29 protein-coding genes are annotated in these 22,789 nt (G+C 56.8%); 22 read left to right on the forward strand and 7 right to left on the reverse strand.

The genetic code is table 11. The features are described from left to right. Positions 1-53: 53 nt before the first annotated feature. On the forward strand, positions 54-2,393 hold the full coding sequence (locus tag J6525_RS10725) for a hypothetical protein (RefSeq protein WP_225644242.1): 2,340 nt from the start codon (positions 54-56) through the stop codon (positions 2,391-2,393). A gap of 114 nt (positions 2,394-2,507) precedes the next feature. Here the strand turns inward: J6525_RS10725 and J6525_RS10730 are convergent, their stop codons facing one another. After that, positions 2,508-2,738: a hypothetical protein gene (locus tag J6525_RS10730; protein WP_225644244.1), complete on the reverse strand. Its 231-nt coding sequence runs from the start codon at positions 2,736-2,738 to the stop codon at positions 2,508-2,510. A 113-nt stretch (positions 2,739-2,851) separates the two neighbouring features. Between J6525_RS10730 and J6525_RS10735 the strand changes: the two genes are divergently transcribed. The 10 genes from J6525_RS10735 (at position 2,852) to J6525_RS10780 (ending at position 11,538) form a co-directional block, all read left to right on the forward strand. After that, complete coding sequence (locus J6525_RS10735; protein WP_225644246.1) at positions 2,852-3,481, forward strand: hypothetical protein; 630 nt, start codon at positions 2,852-2,854, stop codon at positions 3,479-3,481. Positions 3,482-3,525: 44 nt separating this feature from the next. Beyond that, positions 3,526-4,191 (forward strand): hypothetical protein, encoded by a 666-nt coding sequence (locus J6525_RS10740; protein ID WP_225644248.1) that lies wholly within the window; start codon positions 3,526-3,528, stop codon positions 4,189-4,191. Continuing rightward, entirely contained in the window at positions 4,188-4,625 is a 438-nt protein-coding gene (locus J6525_RS10745; RefSeq protein ID WP_225644250.1) for a GNAT family N-acetyltransferase, read from the forward strand. The genes J6525_RS10740 and J6525_RS10745 overlap by 4 nt, the downstream gene beginning before the upstream one ends. Before the next feature lie 19 nt (positions 4,626-4,644). Continuing rightward, a complete protein-coding gene (locus J6525_RS10750; RefSeq protein WP_225644252.1) occupies positions 4,645-7,206 on the forward strand; it encodes a phage tail protein in 2,562 nt (853 codons plus the stop codon). After that, positions 7,206-7,637, forward strand: coding sequence for a hypothetical protein (locus J6525_RS10755; protein WP_225644254.1), 432 nt, complete (start codon positions 7,206-7,208; stop codon positions 7,635-7,637). The genes J6525_RS10750 and J6525_RS10755 overlap by 1 nt, the downstream gene beginning before the upstream one ends. A gap of 1 nt (position 7,638) precedes the next feature. Next, entirely contained in the window at positions 7,639-8,079 is a 441-nt protein-coding gene (locus J6525_RS10760) for a hypothetical protein (protein WP_225644256.1), read from the forward strand. Between the two features lie 397 nt (positions 8,080-8,476). Further along, positions 8,477-9,034 carry a hypothetical protein gene (locus J6525_RS10765; RefSeq protein WP_225644258.1) on the forward strand — a complete coding sequence of 186 codons (558 nt, stop codon included), beginning with the start codon at positions 8,477-8,479 and terminating at the stop codon, positions 9,032-9,034. After that, positions 9,031-9,387 (forward strand): hypothetical protein, encoded by a 357-nt coding sequence (locus J6525_RS10770; protein WP_225644260.1) that lies wholly within the window; start codon positions 9,031-9,033, stop codon positions 9,385-9,387. Before J6525_RS10765 ends, J6525_RS10770 begins: the two co-directional genes overlap by 4 nt. Positions 9,388-9,424: 37 nt before the next feature. Beyond that, complete coding sequence (locus tag J6525_RS10775; protein WP_225644261.1) at positions 9,425-11,053, forward strand: hypothetical protein; 1,629 nt, start codon at positions 9,425-9,427, stop codon at positions 11,051-11,053. An 11-nt stretch (positions 11,054-11,064) separates the two neighbouring features. Continuing rightward, the gene (locus J6525_RS10780; protein WP_225644263.1) at positions 11,065-11,538 is read left to right on the forward strand and encodes a hypothetical protein; all 474 of its coding nucleotides are present in this window, start codon (positions 11,065-11,067) and stop codon (positions 11,536-11,538) included. 132 nt (positions 11,539-11,670) lie between these two features. Here J6525_RS10780 and J6525_RS10785 read toward each other — a convergent pair whose 3' ends face one another. Further along, entirely contained in the window at positions 11,671-13,686 is a 2,016-nt protein-coding gene (locus J6525_RS10785; protein WP_225644265.1) for an acyltransferase family protein, read from the reverse strand. A gap of 81 nt (positions 13,687-13,767) precedes the next feature. Then, positions 13,768-14,187 carry a hypothetical protein gene (locus J6525_RS10790; protein ID WP_225644266.1) on the reverse strand — a complete coding sequence of 140 codons (420 nt, stop codon included), beginning with the start codon at positions 14,185-14,187 and terminating at the stop codon, positions 13,768-13,770. A 319-nt stretch (positions 14,188-14,506) separates the two neighbouring features. On the opposite strand from J6525_RS10790, the gene J6525_RS10795 reads away from it, so the two are divergent. The 7 genes from J6525_RS10795 to J6525_RS10825 all read left to right on the forward strand — a co-directional run bounded on the left by J6525_RS10795 (position 14,507) and on the right by J6525_RS10825 (position 17,471). After that, entirely contained in the window at positions 14,507-14,800 is a 294-nt protein-coding gene (locus J6525_RS10795; RefSeq protein WP_225644268.1) for a DUF7940 domain-containing protein, read from the forward strand. Next, entirely contained in the window at positions 14,797-15,537 is a 741-nt protein-coding gene (locus J6525_RS10800; RefSeq protein WP_225644276.1) for a glycoside hydrolase family protein, read from the forward strand. Before J6525_RS10795 ends, J6525_RS10800 begins: the two co-directional genes overlap by 4 nt. After that, positions 15,534-15,923: a hypothetical protein gene (locus tag J6525_RS10805; RefSeq protein ID WP_225644278.1), complete on the forward strand. Its 390-nt coding sequence runs from the start codon at positions 15,534-15,536 to the stop codon at positions 15,921-15,923. Before J6525_RS10800 ends, J6525_RS10805 begins: the two co-directional genes overlap by 4 nt. Next, positions 15,920-16,204, forward strand: a complete 285-nt coding sequence (locus tag J6525_RS10810; protein WP_225644280.1) for a hypothetical protein — start codon at positions 15,920-15,922, stop codon at positions 16,202-16,204. Before J6525_RS10805 ends, J6525_RS10810 begins: the two co-directional genes overlap by 4 nt. Positions 16,205-16,212: 8 nt before the next feature. Then, on the forward strand, positions 16,213-16,506 hold the full coding sequence (locus J6525_RS10815) for a hypothetical protein (protein ID WP_225644282.1): 294 nt from the start codon (positions 16,213-16,215) through the stop codon (positions 16,504-16,506). A gap of 150 nt (positions 16,507-16,656) precedes the next feature. Next, positions 16,657-16,983, forward strand: coding sequence for a hypothetical protein (locus J6525_RS10820; protein WP_225644284.1), 327 nt, complete (start codon positions 16,657-16,659; stop codon positions 16,981-16,983). 263 nt (positions 16,984-17,246) lie between these two features. Next, on the forward strand, positions 17,247-17,471 hold the full coding sequence (locus tag J6525_RS10825; protein ID WP_225644286.1) for a hypothetical protein: 225 nt from the start codon (positions 17,247-17,249) through the stop codon (positions 17,469-17,471). A gap of 667 nt (positions 17,472-18,138) precedes the next feature. On the opposite strand, the gene J6525_RS10830 is transcribed toward J6525_RS10825, so the two are convergent. Both J6525_RS10830 and J6525_RS10835 read right to left on the reverse strand, forming a co-directional pair. Beyond that, the gene (locus tag J6525_RS10830) at positions 18,139-19,182 is read right to left on the reverse strand and encodes a DUF4917 family protein (RefSeq protein WP_225644288.1); all 1,044 of its coding nucleotides are present in this window, start codon (positions 19,180-19,182) and stop codon (positions 18,139-18,141) included. A gap of 108 nt (positions 19,183-19,290) precedes the next feature. After that, positions 19,291-19,500 (reverse strand): hypothetical protein, encoded by a 210-nt coding sequence (locus tag J6525_RS10835; RefSeq protein ID WP_225644290.1) that lies wholly within the window; start codon positions 19,498-19,500, stop codon positions 19,291-19,293. A 191-nt stretch (positions 19,501-19,691) separates the two neighbouring features. On the opposite strand from J6525_RS10835, the gene J6525_RS10840 reads away from it, so the two are divergent. Continuing rightward, entirely contained in the window at positions 19,692-19,955 is a 264-nt protein-coding gene (locus J6525_RS10840; protein WP_225644291.1) for a DUF6894 family protein, read from the forward strand. A gap of 38 nt (positions 19,956-19,993) precedes the next feature. Here J6525_RS10840 and J6525_RS10845 read toward each other — a convergent pair whose 3' ends face one another. After that, positions 19,994-20,440: a DUF6953 family protein gene (locus J6525_RS10845; protein ID WP_225644294.1), complete on the reverse strand. Its 447-nt coding sequence runs from the start codon at positions 20,438-20,440 to the stop codon at positions 19,994-19,996. A gap of 483 nt (positions 20,441-20,923) precedes the next feature. Here J6525_RS10845 and J6525_RS10850 point away from each other — a divergent pair, with 483 nt between their 5' ends. Continuing rightward, positions 20,924-21,136, forward strand: coding sequence for a hypothetical protein (locus J6525_RS10850; protein WP_225644296.1), 213 nt, complete (start codon positions 20,924-20,926; stop codon positions 21,134-21,136). 75 nt (positions 21,137-21,211) lie between these two features. Here the strand turns inward: J6525_RS10850 and J6525_RS10855 are convergent, their stop codons facing one another. After that, positions 21,212-21,451, reverse strand: a complete 240-nt coding sequence (locus J6525_RS10855) for a helix-turn-helix transcriptional regulator (protein WP_225644298.1) — start codon at positions 21,449-21,451, stop codon at positions 21,212-21,214. Positions 21,452-21,566: 115 nt separating this feature from the next. On the opposite strand from J6525_RS10855, the gene J6525_RS10860 reads away from it, so the two are divergent. Together J6525_RS10860 and J6525_RS10865 are read left to right on the forward strand one after the other, a co-directional pair. After that, positions 21,567-22,073, forward strand: coding sequence for a hypothetical protein (locus J6525_RS10860; protein ID WP_225644300.1), 507 nt, complete (start codon positions 21,567-21,569; stop codon positions 22,071-22,073). Positions 22,074-22,287: 214 nt separating this feature from the next. Beyond that, on the forward strand, positions 22,288-22,506 hold the full coding sequence (locus tag J6525_RS10865) for a helix-turn-helix transcriptional regulator (RefSeq protein WP_225644302.1): 219 nt from the start codon (positions 22,288-22,290) through the stop codon (positions 22,504-22,506). Positions 22,507-22,789: the final 283 nt, after the last annotated feature.

Raw genomic sequence — 22,789 nt, forward strand, 5'->3', positions numbered from 1 at the left:
ATGAGCAATGACGAATTTGATGCCATGTTGGCTGCGCACGGGGTTAGTTCATAATGGCGGTTCCTGCTCTACGCATCCCGTTTGGCCTCGATACGCAGGGGTTCGAGAAGAGCATCGGCGAGGCAAAATCTTTGACGTCTTCCGCGACGGATTTTGTCGTCAAGGAATTCGCCAAGATGCAGTTGAAGTCTAACGTCAAGTTGTTGGTCAACTCAGATGGCTTCAAGCCGGCCGTGCAGAATGCGACGAAGCTCCTTGGAGATGCGTTCGATGCTCAGAAGCCACGCATCCAGGCATTCACGCAGGAAGCAGTTAAAGAAACCGCCGAGGCCGGTCTAAAGGTCGCGAGCGTATTTGCTTCGCCGGCCATCAAGGGGTCGTTTCAGGCGTTTACTGCTGTTGGCGTGCCGGCTGTGGTTGGCCTTGCTCAGTCGCTTGCGCCGCTGGCCTTGCGTGCGTTTGCAGTCTATGAGGCAATGCACCTCATGGGCGACGCAATCAATGCTGCGAGAGATCAGATCGCCGCAATGGTTGCGGTGGCTGACAAGGCAGCCAACATGAACGTGACGCCGCAGTTCCTCCAGTTGTTCGAGGGTGAGGCGCGCAAACTCAAGGTTACCACAGACGAGCTTGATGGCGCGCTGTCGAATGCCTTCAGCGCGACTAAGGACAAGTCTCCGATTGATCTCTCTAAATGGGAGGTCGCTAAAGAGCGCATTACCGATGTTGAATTCGCGCTGCGCGTTTACAATCAGGAACTAGCCAAGCCAGCAGGCACGCAGTTGCAGGGGCTTGTGCTGTTCCGCGATGCGCAGACGCAGGAAGATAAGGTCAGGGCCATCCTCCAGGCCATGATCGAACTTGACAAGATCGGCCAGCACACTGCATCGCTGGACATCGGCGAGAAGATGTTCGGCTCTCAGTTCGTGGACCGAATCAGGCAGGGCAAGACGTCCGCCGAGAGCATTCTCGCGACCGTGAATGACCTGAAGAAGTCACAGGACGGCATCTTCTCCGACGAGCTTGTTGCCCGCGCGAAGGCTATCGATGACCAGCTTAAATTGTCGCAAGAGCGTCTTTCACGCTCTTTGAAGCCGTCTTGGGATGAACTTGCCAGCGTTATTCTGACGATCAAGGGCTACTGGGCTGATGTAATCGGCCTGATTGCGCAAGCGGTGGAGTTGTCCAACAAGATCAAGTTTCCATCGCTTTCTTCTGTGCGAGATGCGGCTCTTGGCGCAGCAGGTTCCATCCCTGTGGTTGGTGCTCTGGCCACTGGAGTTAAGCTTGGTATCGATAACCTGCCTGATCGCCCAGCCACGTTCTCCGAGCGGTTTGGCAACCTGCCGCCTGCGCAGACTCAACAGCCATCGCGTGGCACGGGTGGTGCACCGACATTAAAATCAACTGGTGGCGCAGACAAGTTTGATACATCTGTGGAAAGCATCGAAAAGCGTACTGCCGCACTGCAGGCGGAAGCCGCTGCGCTGGATCTTGGCACCGAAGCACGTGAGCGAGCGAAGGTCGCGGCACAATTGGAGACAGTTGCCAAGCAGGCCAACGCGGCGGCTGGCCTTGGCGAGAACGTTGTTACTGCTGAGCAGCGCAAGGTCATTGACCAGGTTGCAGCAGCATACGGCAATGCAGCGCTCGCGATGCAGAAAGCCAAGGTTGCCAGCGATATCGGATTTGGAAAGCAGACTGCGTTCTTGACGCCGGAGGATGTTCAGATCGCGCAGCAACTGCGAGGTCAGTACAACTCTGTGGCGGAATCCCTCAATAGCGTTGAGGCGTCCGGACTGCGCGCGTTAAACGCGATGAAGGACCTGTCCAATCTTGGACAGGAAATCAATCGCGGTTTTATGACCGACTTTGTGCAGCAGATCCGCAATGGCGCGTCTGCAATGGATGCGCTTAAAACTGCTGCATCAAATGCCCTCGGCAAGATTGCCGACAAACTGGCTCAGATGGCCGCTGACAATCTTTGGAATAGCGCTTTCGGTGGTGGTGGCGGTGGCGTCAATTTATTCAGCCTGTTCGGCGGCGGTAAGGCCAGCAACGCGACTGACGGAATCGGTGGTTTTGGCCCAACTGTACCGGCATACGCCTCCGGTACCGACTCCGCGCCAGGCGGGCTGTCGCTCGTTGGCGAGAACGGCCCTGAGTTGATGAATGTGCCGCGAGGCGCGCAAATCATCCCTAACGACGTATTGCGGAATGGCGGAGTTGGTGGGGGAGTTTCCGCTCCTGTGAGCGTCAACATTGATGCTCGCGGAGCCGACGCGGCGGGCTTGGCTCGCTTGGAAACGCAGATTTCCCAGTTGAAAGCAGAATTGCCAACGCGAGTTGTCGCTGCGGTGAAGGACGCGAAGGCGCGTAGGGTGTTGGCGTGAGTGGGAAGGCAGTGAGGATCGATATGAGGACACAAGAACGCATTGAAGCGCTAGAACAGCAAGTTGGCTCGCTGTCTAGCGCGCTAACTGTAATGTGGACCGATATTACGAGGGTCAGGGCAATGCTCGAATCTGGCCGGCAAGAGACTCAAGAAAATCTGCCAGTTGAGTTTTCAGCGCGGCATTGATCTCCGACTCTTTGGGGTCGCCGGTAAGGGCAATTGGAAGTAGGCCCATTACGTTGCCGGGCTTGGCTCCGACGCTGCGGTTGAGAACGAAATTGGCGTTCCCATTCCTAGAGTCGTGGCTGAGAGCCTGAACGTGAAAATTTGTAATGCTGGTCATCTTTACCTCTACCAGTGATTCGCGCCGCAACTATAGCGCGTGTTTCTCGGGTGAGGGCTAGCATTTTCTCTTGCTGCGCAAGTCTGCAATTCAGACCTACTTAGGTTGCTATTTTGGCCCTCTCTGAACCATTTGACATTCTGCAGGGTGGCGTGTTTTGGACCACGGAATTTGATTTCCTGTGGCGTCAAGAGCAATCCCGTACGGCTCGCGGTCGAACCATCGTCAAGGACTTCGGATCACCGCTTTGGGCGCTCACTGTCCAGTCCAAGCAGCTGTCGCCTAACAAGTTGGATTACTGGCGTGCGCGGCTCGGAGCGCTCGAGAACGGCAAGTGGACGTTCCTTGGACGTCCTATGTCGCGTTGCTATCCGATCCTCTATCCAAACGGTACGTGGCCCACAGGCGCGCTATTCAACGGCACGGCTACGCTTGCCAGCGTTAGTGGCGATAGCAAGTCCATCACCGTGTCTGGCCTGCCCAACGGATACGAATTCTCGATTGGCGACTACCTGTCAATCGGTGACGACTTGCACCGTGTTGAGGAAGATGCCTCCGCACCGGCCGGCACAACGGGCCTGTTCCAGGTAGCGCCACCGATTTGGCCTGGCGTCACGTCTGGCAGTGTCGTTGTGAAGCAGCCGCACTGCCTGATGACCATTAATCCCGGATCTGTCCAGTCAACGGCCAACCCACAGACCGGCTGGGGCAGCGTGTCATTCCAGGCGACTGAGGCGCGCTAATACGCGAGCGCGTATACGGCACAAATATACGCATTTTGGTATAAATGACCCGCTCCCTTTCGGCAGAAAACAATACTGCGCTTCAGCAGCGGATTTTGCAGCCGCGTGACTTCGTTTGGGTTATCGCTCGCGATCGTAGCGACGGCAGCCCCGTGCCAACCGGCCTTTGGTCGGATGTTGGCCCCATCACAGCGAGCGTCATCGATCCAGACACGGGAGGCTCGCAATTGCGCAGTTGGCTTGGCGCGGGTGGCCTTATCCAGATTAGCGACATTCCGCTTTTGACCGGACTGACTGCGCAGACAGTCACGCTCACCTGGTCTCAGTTGGTGCAGGAAACCAACGACTACATACGAACTTACGATCTGAAGCAGGCCCAAATTCAGATCTTCCGAGGGTTGTTCAACCCCGGCACACGACAGATGGTCGCGCCAGCGTTTCCGCGATTTGTTGGCTTTGTTGACACCATCAACATCAAGACGCCGAGTGAGAACAACGACGGCGGCGTAACGGTCACCTGCAACTCTCATACGCAGGAAATGACGCGCTACAATCCTGATACGCGCTCTGATGCTTCTCAGCGTCTGCGCTCATCTAGCGACAACTTCTTTCAGGACACCACGGTTGTGGGTGACTGGCAGTTGTTCTGGGGCAAGGCCGGCAGCACCACCGCAGCTGCAACCGCCTCTTCCGCAATGGGTGGCCATTGACCGTACGACTTGCAAACGTTGGCGATACCGAGCGCGTTGTTGCACTGTGTGAGGAGGCGTTCCCAGCGTCGCCTTTCGCGCCATACACCAAGTTCTCGCCAGAAATGGCGCGCAATCAGTTTCTGAACCGCCTTGGCTCGCGCTCATCTCTCTGCCTGGTCTATGAGGTTGCAGGAGAGGCGCAGGGGATCTTTGTTGGCGCGGCTGTTGACTATCCGAACGCACCGCTGCGTATCGGCATTGAAATCGTCAAGTGGATATCACCAGCACACCGCGGCCCCGCATGGCCCAAGATGGTGAATTGGTTTGAGGCGTGGGCGATCGGCAACGGCTGTACGCTTACCAATATCAGTGATGACGGATCGCTTACCAAATGGTGCGACCGAAACGGCTACCAGTTCGCGGAATCCAACCGCGTGAAGCCGTTATACTAGGTTCGCAGGTTTAGTATAAATGGCATTTCTAGGAATTGGCGCGCTCGTTGGTGGCGGCCTCTTCGGTGCGGCAGTTGATTTTGCCGTTACCGCAGCCGTGTCCATCGGCATCAGCTATGCCGCACAAGCGCTTGCCGGCAAGCCAGCGGCGACGACCACAGACGCGTCATTCTCCACCCAAGGCCAACTGACGTTTGGTGGCACAGTCGCGCGCTGCGCACTGTTCGGGTACTGCGCAACTGCAGGCTCGCTCGCGTACGCCAATACGTGGGGCACCTCTGATGACGGCAAGACGCCGAACGCCTACATCACCCAGGTTATCGCGCTTAGCGATATCCCAGTAGCCGGCCTGCAGGGCGTTTGGGTCAATGGCCAGAAGTGTACGCTTGGCACATTGGATTCGGAGAAGGGCTATGCCATCACCGAATACAATAAGGCCGCTAAAGACTATCTCTGGGTTAAGTTCTACGACGGTACCCAGACGACGGCGGACGGCCTCTGCGTCAATAAGGTGGCGTCAACAGACCGCCCGTATGAGGCAACCCGTGTTGCCACCGGCTGTGCCTATGCGGTCTGCACTGCGCTGGTTGAGGACACGCTTTATACCGGGATCCCTCAGTTCAGGTTTGAAATTCAGGGTGCCAAGCTTTACGACATCACCAAGGATGACACGGCGGGCGGCTCGGGCGACCAGCGATGGTCCGACCCATCCACATGGGGTGGCGACGGCGACAACCTGCCTGCCGTGCAGATCTACAACATCCTGCGCGGTATCAACTACAATGGTGCGTGGTTCTACGGGCTACAGAACGTAACCGGCGCCAAACTGCCTTACGTCAGTTGGTCGCAGGCCATCAATAAGTGCCGCGCGACCGTTACCGGCCTTGACGGGCTCGAGCCGCAGTATCGCACGGGCGGCCAGATCAATATCAGCGCGCAAGTCGCGGATACTGTTCAGGCCATCTTGACGGGGTGCCAAGGCAGACTGTCTGAGGTCGGCGGCTCCTATAAACTGCATGTCGGAGAGCCTGACGGGTTTAGCGCAAGCTTCACCGACGACGATATTCTTTCGACCGAAGAGCAGTCGTTCTCGCCATTCTTTGGTCTGAGCGAAAGCATCAACGGCATTTCCGGCAACTATCCGGAGCCGGCTGAGGGATGGGCCAGCAAGCCCGCGCCAGATCTTTACAGCGCTGCTTTTGAGGCCGAGGACGGCAATCGCCGGCTCATGGCTGCTGTGCAGTACGACTTTGTTCCGTACTCGGAGCAGGTCCAACGGCTCATGCTGTCGGCCCTCAATGAGGCCCGCCGCGCTCGTCAGCACACGATTGTTCTGCCACCAGAGTACTGGCCGGTTGAGCCTGGCGACTTTGTTTCGTGGACCTCGGAGCGTAACGGATACACGGACAAACTTTTCCGTGTTGATGGCACGACCGATAAGGCGAACCTTGACGTAATTGTCGTCCTCACCGAGGTTGACCCATCAGACTATGACTGGGACCACGGAGACTACCAGCCTCCGACCCTCGGCCAGGTTGGTGTCATTCGCGTGCCTGCGCAGGGCGTGCTTGCGTGGGGTGCAAATGGCTACACGCTTGTTGACAAAGACGGCTTCACTCGTCGTCCAGCCATCCAACTTTCGTGGGACGGTGACGTTCCCGGCATTGTTGGCGTCCAGTACGAGCTCGCGCACGAGAACCCTGCGACCGACGAGTGGATAACTATTGACCGAAACAGGACAGACCAGGTTGCTGCTGGCGCGCTGATCATCTGGAACGGCCTGCTGCCTGACGAACCATACCGGGTGCGTGGGCAGTATATTCCCAATACTCCGCGTGACATGCTTTGGTCCGATTGGATCGATGTCACTACGCCGAATGTCAAGCTAAGCCTGGCCGACTTTGACGCTGCGCTGCATGCTCAAGTCACCCAAATTCAGGATCAGCTTAACGAGCAGTTGAATGAAATCACGCAGCGCATTGCTGCGATTGCGGCCAATCAGGACGCCCGTAACTGGCTCGATAAACAGACCATCCGTACGCAACTGACCTCGCGTTCTGATGCTGCGTTTGCCGGGATTGATGAGGTGCGTACGGTAGCCACCGACACCCAGGTAGCGTTTGCCAGCTTTCAGACTACAGTTACCGCTCAGTTTGGCACCGTAAACGCGTCCATCACCACCAACAGCACCGCGATTGCGACGCTGAATGGATACGCAGCAGCGCAGTACAGTGTGACGCTGAACGTTAATGGCTACGCGACCGGATTCAACCTGCTCAATGGCGGCTCTGGAACGTCGGCGTTCATCGTTGTTTCTGACAAGTTCCAGGTTCAGCAGCCGGGATACAACGGTAGCGCGCCTTTGTCTGTGTTCACAATCGGCACGAATGCGAGTGGTCCGGCGATCGGCATCAGCGGTAACTTGTATCTTGATGGCACGATAACAGCGCGCATGATGAACGTCGGTACCCTGAGTGCTATTACAGCGAACGTCGGAACGCTGACTGCAGGCACTATCCAAAGCGCAAGCGGCAAGATGGTTATGAACCTTACTGCTGGCACGTTGATCATTTCCGACTGATGTCCACGGATCGAATTTACATCGATGGCACGCGCGTTACCGTCTCAAAGCCAGGTTACAGCGCGTCAAGCCCTCCTGCGGTAGATTATGCGTATCTGTCGCTGGACTCGCGCCTGAATCAGGGGCGCCCGTTAGAAGTTGGCTTGTTCACTGGCGCCGTGTTCGGCGGCACCAAGATGTTCTATTCAACGACTTATCCTCATCCTCCGGCAATTGACGTATTCGGATGGAGTGGAAGCGGTGGCGTATACAGCGTCGGCAAATCGATTGTGACGAACGACGCAAGCGGCTCAACCGTATATCAGCGCACCAGCTGGGTTCCAATCCTTTACACTGACGGCTTCCTTATTACAGACGACGTGCAATTTCGTCACGCGCGCATCTGGGGAACGACGCTGAACCTATATTACATCGCTTGGCAGGTTTGGTGAAATGGTCCAGCGGTTTCTTGCTGGCGGCCCGCATCCAGCGCTCGGTACCATGGGGGTTTGGTTGTCTAGAGATGGCGTCGATGTCACGACGGCAACAGCCAACAGCGACTTCCTTCTTCGGCCTGAGACAAAAAACGATCAGATAGTGTTGTCCGGGTCAATCTATCTGCCGATAGGAAGCGGCACTCAGACAATACTGTATCCTGCCACGTTCACAAAAGCTCCGTACGTATGGTTTCAGGCTTATACGATCAGCGGTCAGGCCATGTATCCATCAGACCTAAACATGACGGCGAACGCTTTCACCAGCGGAGGAATCTTGTTCTATGAGGCCGGCATGGCTCTGACGTTCCAGAACGACAGAATCTCAATGAACAATACGACCGACAACAACAACTTCACTGTTGATTACATGATCTTTTATAGAAGCATCGGGGCGTAGTGACCCAGCGCGTTCTAATTCAAGGCGGCGCATCTGCAGCGATTAGTGTAAGCCTGCCTGGCGTAGACGTCGCGACGGCGAGCATTGACCAGATGGCGTTCGACTCCAGATGGTCTGGGCACCAGTTCTTTGCATCTGGGACGCTTGACAGCATCAACGACAGTCATGCCGCGTTCAATTTTGGTCCGCTAGACCAGATACCGTTTCTAGTTGGGTACGTTGATACGAACGTCAATTTTCCAGGCATGCAGTATCTCGGCCTCACCATGTTTCGCGGCAACAGCAGCGACTATTGGCTTCAGGCGTCGGTTACGACATCCCAGCTGATATTCAGATTTAAGTTCGGCGCGACGGTCACTGGGAGATTGTACTACGCACTTTTTAGGAGGATTGCTGGGTGACAACGGTAGATCTCGACATTGCGTGGTCATCGCCGGGATATTTGCCAGTAGCGGCAGAACCGGTGGCCGCAAGTGCTGACAATCCGGTCATCCTTGACGACGGAACTCCGCCCGAAGAGGCGAAGAAGCCCAAAATTATCGTGATCCATGACGACAATGGAGTGATTACCCAGACGATCCTGCAAGTGGAGATTGGCACACAGGCGCTGTCTGATCGGTATGTGGAAATGGGAATCCAGCACATTCTGTACGATGGCGACGTTGATATTACCAATGCATACGTGAAGGACGGCGAGGTTATGCCCAAGCCGACAGTTTCGATTGATGGCGATGTGCGTTCGATTAAAGCCGATGGCATTGACTCCCTGTCGCTAAACGTCTCGCCTTCGGAGTTTGACGTGTTTGTGGCTCTGGACGGTGCCGTTATCCATCAAGAGAATGTGGTGGATGGGAAGCTTGAGTTTTCGGTGGACCATCCGGGCTCGTACATCATCGGAATTGCTCCGGCCCATCCATATCGACCGCTGCGGCTTGAGATTGAGGCGACGGCGTGAAGATTAGCGTTGTCGAAACTTTGCGGCCGAAGATGGAGGCGCGTGTCAACCAGTTCTACATGGTAGATGGTCACGACATTGCTCACGACCGGAAGCGCACGTTAGCGCAGTTAGTAGCTAACGGCGCGAAGCCAACAGCGGAATTCAAAGCCGCTGCTGATATTGAAGGCGTCACGCCGCAGGCCTTGGCTGCAACGATCCTCAACAAGCCAGACGATCTGATGACCAAAGAGAACGCGCGCCGCGCCATGGTTTTGCGAGTGCGTGCGGCAAAGACGCCAGACGACCTTAAGGCCATTGAGGCCGAGATGGATGCGGCGCGCACGCTGCCCGTCACGTCCCGCTTTATCTAGCCATACCATACCATTTTTTAGTTGAGGGTTTTTCTGAATGACTGCGCTTGCCAGTTACTCGACCGGCACCGTCACGATTGCGGACAATGGGACAACCGTAACCGGTGCTGGCGTTATTTGGTCTGACATCAACGCTCTGCCTGGTGACGTTCTTCAGGTTGGCGATGTTCTGACCGTCATTACAGATAAGACCGACACGAGTCACCTCATCATTCCTCCGTGGGGTGGTGGTGCACAGGCAGGTGCTGCGTACACAATCTGGAAGGTCTCACCGCTGCGCTTCGCTGGTGCGCAGGCGATGCAGTTCGTAAACGACCTGGTTGCCAAGCTCAACTCAAGCGGTCTGCTTTGGTATTTGCCAGAGGGCTACACCGATCCCAATGACATCGTCCCAGCAATGACCGCTGACGACGGGCAGGGCATCCTGAAAATCGATACCGGATCGCTCTGGGTGATGCAGGGCGGAACGTGGATCCCGGCTGGTACCTATAAGGGCTTTCAGTACAAGGGCGCCTATAACCCAGCCACATCTTACGTCATCAACGACGTCCTAACGTCTGCTGGCAATGCGTATATCGTCAAAGCCCCGACGACTGGTCATGCGCCGCCGAACGCTACGTATTACGACGTGTTCGCCAGCAAGGGTGATACGGGGGCGACTGGTCCAACAGGCGCTACTGGCGCTGGTTATGGCGGGGCGTCGTCGACCAGCCTCGCTATAGGTGCTGGAACCAAAGCCTTCTCGATACTCGCCGGTTATGCGTATCAGAATGGTGCGCGCGTGCGTGCCAGTTCGGCTGCGAACACCTCCAACTGGATGGAGGGACTGGCGACGTATAGCGGCACCGTCATGACTATCACGGTTGATAAATTCAACGGCGCCGGAACGTTCGCGGATTGGAATTTCAACGTCGTTGGCCAGCCTGGCGCTGGCGACCTCTCGAGCGCCAACAATCTTTCTGACGTTGCGAGTCCTAAGACTGCAAAAGACAATCTTTCGGTCCATGGCGCCGACGTTGCGTCTGCAGCAACAATCAATCTGGAGGCCGCGACCGGCGATCTGGTCGATGTCACCGGCACGACGACCATCAATTTCATCACCTTGAGCGAAGGACACGAGCGCACCGTCCGCTTTGCCGGCGCGCTGACGTTGACCCATGGGGCGTCGCTGTTGCTTCCCAGTCAGGCTAATATAACGACCGCGGCCGGTGATTTCGCCGTGTTTCGTGGTTATGCATCGGGTGTCGTTCGTTGCGTGGGATACTCGCGGTTTAACGGCACAGGCCTCGTCACCGCTGCGAAAGCCGATCAGATAGCTGCGACCAGCACGGTCGCAAGCGTTGTGCCTGCTGTTCAGCAATATCATCCGAGTGCGGCGAAGGCGTGGGCCTTTATTAGCAACTCAGGAGCTATCGCTACTAGCTACAATGTCTCTTCAGTCACTAAGACTGGAACGGGGCAGTTCACGGTCAATTTTACGGTGCCGTTTGCGACGGCGAACTACGTCGTGAGTGCTGATTTGTATATTAGTGCTTCGAGCGGGCAAGTGTGTTCGATCGCGCTGCCAGCCGCAGGAAGCTGCTCGTATTACACTACGACAAATACAGGAACTGTCACCGATACAGGCATAGGTGGTGTTTTCTTTATGGCTTGCGGTACTCAGTAAGGGGCTGATGAATGAAAGCAATTGTTTATACACGCGGGGACGGCGGCGTCAGCGTGTGTTACCCGGTCATTTCGCAGGATGACGAAGAAGGTTTTTCCGAGCAGCACGCGATAGATCGCGCATTGGGGAAAGACATCCCAATAGATGCAGTGTCGCCAACGGTCGTCGACCTAGAGGCTATCCCGCAAGATCAAACGTTTTCTGATGCCTGGCAGCAGAGCGGCGGAGCGATTGTGCACAACATGGAAAAGTGCCGCGCGATCCTCAGGGACAGAATGCGTTTCTCACGCGCGCCCAAGCTAGCTGTCCTGGACATTGAGTATCAGCGGGCTGATGAGGTGGGCGACGTCGCCCGCAAGCAAGCAATTGCTGCAAAGAAGCAAAAGCTTAGGGACGTGACTAAGTTGCCAGAGATTGACGCTGCTACAACGCTAGAAGCACTCAAAGCGGTTTGGCCTCAAGATGTCCTTGGATCGGTAAGCTGAGTTCTGAAGCGGCATCTCGCCACGATGGAAGCGCATAAGAGTCAGTCGCGCGCCGACCTTAATTTGAACAAGCCGCGCGAAGCGGGCGTGCACGAACAATGGAACCACGCCCTGGGTTTGACCAGGCCGCATCTAGTCTCGTGCAACCGACCTTGCCTGCGTATTAAGGGCAGCAGGCAAGCCTAAGAGCGCGACAAGGTCCTGCAGCACCTTTGGGCTGAGGTTGCGGCGAATGTGGCCGCCGTCGCGGTACAGGAACTCGTTGTTCAACCACGTTGTGCATCCCGCAGCACCGCACAGCGCGTCGCGCGGGATCACGACGGTGACGTTCGGGTGCCGATGCGCGATGTCCCGAAGCATGTTGTCGGTCGGAATCGAAAACGTTTGCAGCTGCTTCTGTTCAACTTGGTCGGGAGCGCACTGTCGCCGCAAAAGGCCGGTTAGACCGAGCGTGGCACAGGGTATGGGATCGCGCAGGAATTGCGGCATCATCCCAAAGATCACGAACCTGCGACCGGGGCTCGAGGCCTGCAGGATCAGATCTTCAAGGCCGGCTGTATCGAGCTCGATCCCGGTCTTGTTGCCGAGCGTGCCGTCCTGCTCCGTGATCGATGGAAGGTACGCCCAGGCTGACGCCAGGATTACGAGGTTGATCGACGGGTCATCGTGAAGGAGGTTGATCGCACGCTGCCTCTGATCGGCGCATTGTTCGCGGTAATTAGGCAGTCCGGCATAGTTACGGTAGATATGCTGATTGAACGTTGCGGGGCAGGAGGCAAAGAGCAACGTCCCGTAATCCGGAATGGCAGTTTGCACCAGCGGCGCGGAATGCTCAGCGTGACTGTCGCCCCACAGGAGAGCTTTTGACTTGGCCGTCGCCCACGGCTGTCCGAACGTGCAATAGGTGTTGTTTAGCTGGGGCACGAACTTAAATGCCGGACACGGCCATTCCCACATGACCTCGAGGCTGCGTAACTCCTCGATCTCGGGCGGTATGCGTTGCGGAAAACCGTCAGCGCTGTCGACATACATGCCGCCGCAGAAGATCATGAGCGCGGCAGCGAGCCCGGCAATGACGGTCTTCGATGCGTCGGGGTGAGGGCGGCGGAACGGCCGCTCTATGTAGCGAAAGGACAGGGCAGCAAGCGCGATCGAGACGAGTGCGAGCGCGATTGCTTCCCGGATCCGCGGTTCGCCGTTGTTGATGTAGATGCGGTACAGCACCCACACCGGCCAGTGCCAGAGGTAGAGACTATAGGAGATCAGGCCGAACGGGGCGAGGAGGCCGAGACATCGCGCAGAGCGCGCGCCTGTGTCGCGGGGCCAAATGACCAGCGCAGCCCCGACGCAGGGTAATAGCGCCGTGGCGCTCGAAAATGTCTCTTCGCTGATTATCACGAAGCCGGTGATGATCATTGCGAGGCCGGCGACGGTAGCAAACTCGGCACCCTTGCCGCGCAGCCGCGGCAGGAAGGCGAGTAGCGCGCCAAGCGAGAGCTCCCACGCGCGCGTCACCGGAAAGTAAAAGGCGGTCTTTGGCTCGTCCGCGAAATAGACCGCGCCAGCGGCAAAGCCAATCATCGTGAGGGCTATGATGATCGCGGTGGTATCGTTGCGCTTTCCGCGTCTGACGACGATCGCGAGCAGGATCGGCCACACGACATAGAACTGCTCTTCGACGCCCAGCGACCATGTATGCAGCAGGGGCAACAGGTCGGCGGACCGATCGAAATAGCCGGTGTGGTTGAGGAAGTAGAAGTTCGACGTTCCGAAGGCGGCTCCGGCCGCGCTGTTGGCGAGGCTGACATAGTCGCCCGGCATCAACAGCAGGTTGCCGGCAATGAGCGTCACGCTCAGCACGACGAGCAGCGCCGGCAGGATCCGTCTGACGCGCCGATCGTAGAAGCCAAGGATCGAAAACCGGTCCTGCTCGATCTCCTTCGCAAGGATCGAGGTGATCAGAAAGCCTGAGATCACGAAGAAGACGTCGACACCAGTGAACCCGCCTGTCAGCCGCCAACTCGGGGGTAACGACAGTCCATAGTGAAAGGCAAGTACGGACAGGACGGCGACGGCGCGCAGCCCATCGATATCGCGGCGATAGTCTGCATCCGCAATTAACCGGTCCCGCCCCATAACACCATGCATTCCGCGCCTCTATCACTGAATTGAGAAGGGGATTTCGCCGCGTGCTCGCCCCGATGGCACTTGGACCTCTTCAGCGAATGCCTATCCCACAGCGTACTGTGAGATCAGCCATGTCAGATAGCCAACGCTGACAGGAGAAAAGAGCATCGCAACGCTCTTAAAGACTACGCCAGTGCAGGCGACGCCGTTACACGCGTTCCAACTGCTTGCAAAGAAGTGACCACACGCGAAAAGGCCAAGAGCGAGCGATGTCATGCACCTGCCTTCAGTTCCGTATGAGATAGTTTCGATGGCATCCAGGATGGCGATTAGCGCTTTGACAATGGCATCGAAGACGCCGGAAAGTCCAAATGCGCGCAGCCACCAAATGGGCCAAAGACAAGAGCCAGTGACTTGTTTGATGCCGACTCGGCCAGCGCGGGAAAAAGCCCTGAATGTGCCCAGTGCGCCGTATGCATAAATTACAATGGCCGCAACAGTAACTATCGTGAAAGTATCCATCGGGAAAGCCCCCCATCCCGCGCCTTTAACTCGCTGTGAGTCTGGATTGTATCAACTTTCGCGCGAGGTCAAGCCAGCTTTAGACGGCCTTCACCGACTATTCACGACGCTCTGAATCCGGATCGTCGCGGTAGGCAAGCCTCTTGGTCTTGCTCTGTAATACCAAGCCCCAAGAACCCGCCTGATTGTCTCGCAGCTTGTCTCGCAGCGGGTCGCGCAACAATACCTCTCCACAACCTATCAGATCAAGCGACCATTTTAGCCACTTGACAGCGGCCCACATGGGCCAGTGCCGACTCATTCACAACACAGGAATAGTATGACGAAACTCATTTCGTGGGTGCGCAGCCGCGCGCCCAAACTCATTGATAATTGGCGCACCGAGCTCCACAGGCTGTGGTCTGTGCGGGTGAACATCGCGTACGGCGTATTCACCGGAATCGCGCTGGTGCTTAGCGCTTTCGTTGACGTGTTTAATCCGTGGTTCCTGCTTGGCATCTCGGTTTTCGTATCGGTCGCGACCGTCCTGCTGCGCCTTGTTAAGCAGGATCCGCCAACCACTGAGGCTGTCCCATCTGCCGCGCCAGGCCCAGCGCCTGAGGTGCCGGCATGAGTGCGCGCAAGACGGCAATTACCGTTGCCAGCGCTGCAGCCATCGCAATGGTGCTGCCAGCGGTCAAAAAGTCCGAAGGCTATTGGCCGACCGTGAAGGTTGACACAATTGGCACGGGCCGGCCCTGCACGGGCGGTTATGGTGAGACTGAGGATGTTAAGTGCGGTGAGACGCACACTGAGGCGTACTGGTCTGCCCGGCTCGAGAAGCGCATGCGGGAATACGATGCCCGAATTGGTGCGTGTATCCACGTTGAGGTGCCCGATAGTGTTCGCGCAGCCATGCTCACCACGTCCTATAACGCTGGGACCGGTGCGGTGTGTAAATCGCCGATGGTCGCCAGGATCAACGCTGGTGATTTCCGCGGCGCATGCGCTGCGCTGCTAACCAAGGACAGGAACGGAAATTACAACGGTTGGTACATCCGTGCACAGGGAAGAATCGTCAGGGGCCTGATTAACCGGCGCCGCGATGACCAGAAGATGTGTTTCTCTGGCGTCGATCAAAAGCCCAAGGCCAGCAATGACGCGGCAATTAAGGCTGCGGCCGATGCGCTGCCGGCAAAAGTGAAAGAGGACTTTAAGGCCGCGCCACCGGAAGGACCGCCCTGTTACGGACGGTATGTGGATGACCGCACGTACACCTCACATCCGGAATGTCGCGCGCCTCAGCCTGTCGCGCCAGCACAGGCACCAGCGCCAGCCAAGCCAGCCTGGCACAAGTGGATTTTCAAATGATCTGGATTCTGTCTTACCTCAGCGCGAATTTCGCGCTGGTGCTGGCCACCGGCTTGGGCGTGCTGGCCTTGGCGGCAATCGCCTGGTTCACCAAGAACTGGAAGGCTGCCGTTGCAGCCGGCATGGTTCTTATCGCTGGCCTTGCGTATCAGCAGATTGACCACAACGCCTACAACCGCGCACAGGCCGAGCAAAAGGCCCGCGAGGTGGCCGTGTTGCAGGGGCGCATTGCGGCGCTTGAGCGAGCGAATGCCGCCGACGCTGCCCGCGCCACAGCCGATGCAGCCGAAATTAGCAGGCTGAGACAACTGGCCTCGCAGACGCCAGCCAATGACACGCCGTGTTTGCCATTAGACGCGGCCAAGAGGGTGGAGGATATCCATTGACTTATCAGTTGTTAATGACTGTTGGGGTGAGCCTTGCTCTTGCGGTGATGCTTGCTGGGTGCGACCCGGCTGCCAACACCGTGTCAGGCTCGCTGCCATCGGTGCCCGCAGACATCCAGGCCTGCTTCAGGGCAGGCCCTGTCAAGGTGCCTCAGAAGGCCCTGACAGTGGCCGAGGTTGAGTCTCTCTGGAAGGAGGACCGCGTGCGCCTCGTCATTGAACAGCGCTGTGGCAGGCGGTTTCTGGCCTGGTACGGCGACCTTCGGAAGGGCTGGCGCTAGTGGGTGGAATGGAAATAACGGCAGCGGTTGTGGTGACCGTGGTTTTGGCGATCGGCGGCTGGATTTGGCGGCTGGCCACCAGGCTGGCCAAAGCCGAGGCGCGCACGACAGCGGCTGAAGTGCTGGCCTCGGCAGCGTCGGTCAAGGCCAGCGGTTTGGAAAAGGATCTTGCCGCTCATCGCGAGCACGTGGCAGCTGAGTACCTGAGCAAGGACTCGATGAAGGAAATCACGGCGGCCATTAATAGGCTGGGCGACCGACTTGACGGTTTCTTCCTTCAGTTCGTGAAGCGGCCGGAATGAGGCGGCTCATATCGCCACGGCGAGGCTTGGTAAACCTTCATAGTCTAGGCAACCCTCAGCCTTGGTAGGTGCGTCGCAGTTCGCTTTTGGCGATAGTGTCTCATCTCGCAGATCATTGCGCGATATCGTCACTCGTAAGGGAGCAGAAACATGTCCAGACTTCAGGGGACGTATGTGAACGACAACATCGGAGCTAAGCTTGTAATTTCACAGGCTAACGATTCGAACGGTCAGATTACTGCTGCTTCGATCAGCTATGATGGCCATAACTATCCTGCGACCGGCCACTACCACTTCAAGAACAGCACCGGACCAACCACGGTAGCTGTTCTAACTGGTCTTGACGATGACACTGGCTATATCGCCTTATCCTTGACCGCAGAAAACCAGGAGTTCAAACGGCTGAAGAGTTTCGGTGGACTCGTCAATTTCAATGCCGAAACTATCGGCTTGGGCGGCGCCTTCATTCGCCAATGATGCAGAATGTAGCTTCGGGTTTCACACGGCCACGCTCGACCGTTTGGGGCAGTAGGAAAGGAACGTCCTCGCCGCCGAAATCCTAAGCGCGGGTCTCTCTTCCATCTGGATGCCTGCGCACCTAGCGCGCCAAATCCTCAGTGAGTGCTGGCTCCCGTGCTGATTGCTTCGTACGAAACGTACATCGCCGCGTTCATGGACAGAATCGCTATTTTTGAAACAAGCTCTCCGTTATGCTGTTGGCGGAAGCATGGAGTGCGGCGATGGCTAATGAACAGTTCGATTTCCCAGGCCGGATTGCAGAGATCGAAATCGACGAGTCGGCGGCGGTCTGCGTTGACCAAGTCGGCGACGAAATCACCATTGTCATCGCTAGCGTTGTCGGCGTTTATTTCGAAGTGACAGCTGATCAGGCGATTGAACTGTCACGGGCCTTGGCTCTCGCCGCCGCTAACGCCAAGAAATACAGCGCGTCAACCGAGGCGTAGTGGCACGTTACTTTTGAGCGATCCAAAATCGCTGGATGCTCGCTCACCACGTCGCGCTCAGTCACGCCGCTGACGGGTCTTCCGGGATTCGCGGGTTAGTTGCGACATGCGCCGGTGCGGGCGGCACCTACGCAAGCGAGTAGGTGCGGGACTTGGATTGCCGTGTCAGGTTGGGGGACCGCAGCGTGCCAGTCTGTGGCTTGCCGCGTTCCCAGAGTGGGCACGCTTCGTTCAATGCTGGAGATGTGGAGTGCGCGGCGACACCCGTACACCCAACCGTTCGGTCGGTGTGTCACATAGCTACGGAATTGCAGAGGCTTGTTAAGCTCATAGGTGCCGCATCTCGTTCAACCGCGTCGGGTAGTGACGCGCCACTGCAGACGAGGCCCAGACCTAGCAGCCGGCGCCGGCAGGGGATGGTCGTGGCGGTGAAGGGGAGGGGGCGCTAAGTCTCAGCCTCAACCCTGGCGATTTGATAGTCCAGTAAAGGGAGTTTGATATGTTTGAGCAGAGTGAGCAATCTAATATCACCGACAGCATGATTGTTGCCGGCAGTGATGTAATCGAGGAGTTTTGGGTTGATCTCAGATCACCAGTCGGAAGTGCTTTGGCCCTGGTGCCGAAACTGGTGGAGAGGGTTTATAGCGCGATGGAGACTGCTCGACAGTTACCCCCAGAGCTTTGCCGTGGCAGCATCGTAGAAAGTGACGGTTAGTGGGAAGCGGTCCCCTCGCTTCGTTTTTCGCTCTCGAACAAGGAACTCTGCGTTCTCTATGGCCTCTTTATTCTCCTTCTTGGTCGGGTCACCGTACAGGCCAACCAAGAGGTTGGCGCATCCACCGCCAGAGATGCACCTAAGCACATGGGAATCGTTTTCCGCCAACGAATGACCGAAAATAACAACAGCGTTCTTGCTTGAGATGCAGCAGGTTTCAAAACTCCGTAACGCTTTATGCAAGTAAGCGCTGTGCATGATGCGCTCCATCTTGCTCTCGGAGGTACCCTCAGCCACGAAAAGAGGGTACTTGTTCTCATCGAGCGCAGCTCTGATCTGATCAACAATGGCCGTATCTGTTTTCGACCATGTGTATTTTATGATCTCTGTGTGCTGATCGAACAGATGGAGAGCGCCGTGCAAATAATACACGGTCGCAGAATTGGCCTGCTGCCACGATACATACGGTAACTCGCGACCTTCATCCGGATGGCGAAAACCGTCATCAGGGCGGATGAGGAGTTCGTCGACTGCATCCTGCATCAACGCCCAATAGAGCAGCACGTCATAGTTCAAAGTAAAAATGTGATCGAATCTCGAAAGAAAGGCTCTGCATGAAGCATATTGTTCGCTCGTAACATCGTACGGTCTGTCGGGGTGGCGTTTCGCGATTGCAGAGACGAGCGCGTTCTTAATTGCTGCTGCGTCCGCCTGTACTCGCGCCACTATGGAAGACAGTTTTGGATCGTAAATTCCCAGCACGATTGCGGTGTCCTCAAGACGACGAATTACAAGTTCAAAATCTCGCGTTTTGAGGGCATCAAATATCTTGGGAATGTGCGGCGATTTAGAAAAATCGGCATTATCATAGAGTGAACCGTAAGTAAAAATATTTGGTTTAAGGGCAATACTGAAGCCGTTTCCAAGCAGTAGGTGTGTTCTTGACGAGCCTGCTATTGCTTTCATCGCCTGTTCGAAACCGTGGATGCTTGGCATTTTCCACCGCAGAATTGAGAAAAGGAAGCTCGTAAGGGGCGCGAGACAATTAACGACCATGGGTCGATAGGTAGCGGGAGGGAGCGCTATCTTGCTAATAGTTCTGCCTCAGCCGCCATCGAGAAAACCAGCTGTCAGTATCGCGATGTCCGATGCCCAGCGGCGCCCGTGTACGGATTGGTTGCGACGTAGGGGCTGCACGTAAGTCCCGTTGCTCCTGGTATAGCCGGACGAGGTATGCGTGTTCGGATTTGTCCACTGCGCCTGTGCGGCTGTGGCGGCGAACATCAGACTGACGGCCAAAACGAGCTTCTTCATTGTGAGTCCCCCCGTGATGTGTTCGGCGATGTCATAAACCACACCGCGATGGCTATGCAACCACGGGTTAATACGGGGGGACAATGCTACTGGCATAGTGCAATGTCTTGCAAGCACCCTGTCAATTTAGACAGGTGAGTCCCGCTCCAATATGAGCGCATGATCGCCGCTAACGGACGGGGGCCATTGCTATGCGGCGCTATTATTTCCCGATCATTCACAACGGGCATCTACAGCCAGACGAGGAGGGTGAAATGTTCGGCTCGGCAGATCTCGCGGAGCAATACGGTGCCCGTGTTGCTCGAGATATCGGAAGCGATCCCGAGTACGATCACGCCAGCGGCACGGTCGTAATGGTGGTTGATGGCGAAGGCGCGAACATCGCGCGGTATGGGGTTTGTGGTGGCTCGTTAAACGGTGATCACTGGGCTGAGGCCGTGGCGGCGTTTAACTGAAGAGTGAGGTCGGCACGTGCAGGCTCGGCACGAGGCCGCTAACCTTCAACCGACCTTCCAGTCTCGTGCGGCTTACGGGGCCGCCAAGCCTTTTCGCCTCGCTCCCAGACTAGAGTTTCTTCTGTCAACTTGCGAAACTCTCTCAGTACACCTTTCGATATCGCGAGATTGCCGTTGTCATTCGTGTAAACGTAGGCATCTCCCCAAGTCTCTTTGATCTTGCGGGCGACTATCTCTTGATACAGCCAATGAGAGTCGCCCATAAATTCAATCATCCATTCGGCAACTTCTTTGTTCGTCATCATGTCTGGCTGCGCTCCGTGGGAAGGCGCGATCCACGACCGCGCTTGTTGGCCTTGGAGTTGGCTTGCAGGCTTGCCATCGGCGTGAGCGAGAACCACACCAGTAAGCCGCCTCTCGGTTGGCTGACGAAGGTCGAGTGATACTCCGGTGACGTTATCCACCAGATCAGGTGGGGTAATCACGGCCTAGTCCAATGAGTATTGTTCCCCCAGTCAATCGCCTTGATATTCTGATCCAGGCGTCCAGTTAGGCCCCAGCATGCGATGGATTGAACTGTCGCGAAAGATCCGACCGAGATTTGGCCGACTTCATTCGTGCAAATGACGGTCGCTGAGTTTGGCGGTGTCTCGAGCTTTGTTTGACCTCCTGGAACCTGACACTGGCCCTCACATTTCCAGAGGCCCGCGATATTGGGTCTGTCCAAGGACAGGATTGCCGTCTGTGCGAACGCAGTGGCCGGGACCGCCATCACTACTGCCGTCGCAACAAGTAAACTGCGGATAGTCATCATACACCTCATCGTGCATACGGAGATATCTCGCTCGATGGGCGGCACGCTAATCAGGTAAGCGTGCAAGTGGCTAGCTCCTGACTCAGGTAGGTGACGCTGCTGGCGATAACAGCTGTCGTTTTCGTACGGTTTTTGGGACGAGGGCTAGGTGACTATGAACGACGACTATCGGGTTGAACGTGCCGCGCGCGCAATCTGCAAGGCCGACGGTAACGATCCGGATCGGCAGGTGCCGACGGGACGAATGGAGACCGTGCGGGAAGATCACGCGCTCGTGTGCAGAGAGGCCACTGAAAGTGCGTGGCGAAAATATGAGAAAGAGGCACAGCGCTTCATCGCGGCTTTGGATGCGATGAGCGATGATTAGCCCCGCAGAGAGAGATGGTTTTAGCGCAACTCAGCCTTCGCCTTCATCCCCATATCGACCAGACGCCTGATTGCTTCAACGCTTGGCTAGCCTCACGCCAGGCCCGCCATCGATCGATTGGCCGTCCTCGAGGAAGACGACGCCGGCCGATTCGAAGGCGCGGCTCAGGACGTCAAGCGTGGCATATTGCGGGGCAGATTTGCCGCCCTCGAAATTTCTTATGGTCGCATTACCGACCTTGGACGCGTCGGCCAGTTGCTGTTGTGACCAATCGAGAAGCGCCCTGGCGGCGCGGCATTGTGCTGCTGTGATCATTTAACCGTTATAGCAGCTCGAAGAAATTTAGCTAGGCCTAGCGGTTTTCGCTTGCGTTAGCGTTAACGATCGTTTATCGCTAGCCGTATTGGAAATCGCTTTAGGAACCCGCCCAATGCAGCAGACCGCCGACCGAGCCACCTCCCTTTCTCAGTTCCTCTACACTCACGAAAAGCTACGCAATCTAACCCGTGGCCCGCTTCCCAGGGCCATCGTTGATGAGATGGTCCACACTGCCCACGGCATCGCTGTCCGGGCCCTCGATGCACCTGCTGCGGATTGGCGAGAACTGAGCCGGAAGGCCCTGCTGCTGCTTGATGAGTTGCCCTATGAGCCCGAGTGGCTCGATAGGATCTGCGACAGCCTCAGCGAAGATGCGGCGCGCCTCGAGCTGGCAGACAGGGCGGACGGCCAGACGTTCGAGACGTTGAAGGAGGCTGAAGAATTCCTATCCGATATCGGATTCCGCTTAGTGCCGGACAGTTGCGATTGGCGCAATGACGCTGGCGACGACGCCGGGTGCTACGCTTTCGAGGGTGGGTACTGCGTCAAGAGCGGGACGCTTGAATCGGCAGGGCGCGTCTGTCGTGGTGCTGGTGCGTTCGCACAAGCTGCAGAATAGCCGGAATCGGACAAGAAAAACGGGCCTGTACGATGTATGTACAGGCCCGCTTTCCGTTCTAGACGCTGCCGCGTCGGCCAGTAAATGTAGCGGTTTCTAAGCTTGCATCATACACCATCCTTCAGGGCGCTTCTAGCGCCGCCGAGGCCCTCAAGGGGGGCGCTCTACTTTTCGCGTATGCTTCGAGCGGGGCACGATTCGCTAGGAGCGCGACATGGGCGACGCGAGCACAACAGCAGGCCCCCGCAAGATGCTCGGTGTCAGGCAGGTGCTGGCGATCGTGCCGTTCAGCCGCGCCACTCTTTACAAGGAAATGGACGCTGGCCGCTTCCCCAAGGCGCGCGAGATCGCACCTCGGCGGGTGGCCTGGTACGAGGAGGACATAACAGCATGGCAGGAATCATTAGATAAGAAGGCTGCGCCACAGGGGTGAGGTCCTATGAAAGATTTGATGTCGCTGGAAGGAACGCTGCCGGCTTTGAACCGGCAGTTCTTGCAACAGCGCATGGCGGTTGAGCCAAATCACCGACGATTCATGGCGCGCAAAAGAAAGGCTCCCAACCGTCGAGTAATTTGGGACTATCGCATGCCGGACGATGTGCCGCGTGAATGCCAATACTGTGGTGAGATGTTTTTGCCCAATCTTGACAGACGAGTTGGGCTGATAGCTGCGCCGCCATCAGTGGAAGAGGCTCACCGTCGAGCCCACTGCGGCA

It is taken from the genome of Bradyrhizobium australafricanum, assembly GCF_020329495.1.
GTDB lineage: Bacteria > Pseudomonadota > Alphaproteobacteria > Rhizobiales > Xanthobacteraceae > Bradyrhizobium > Bradyrhizobium australafricanum.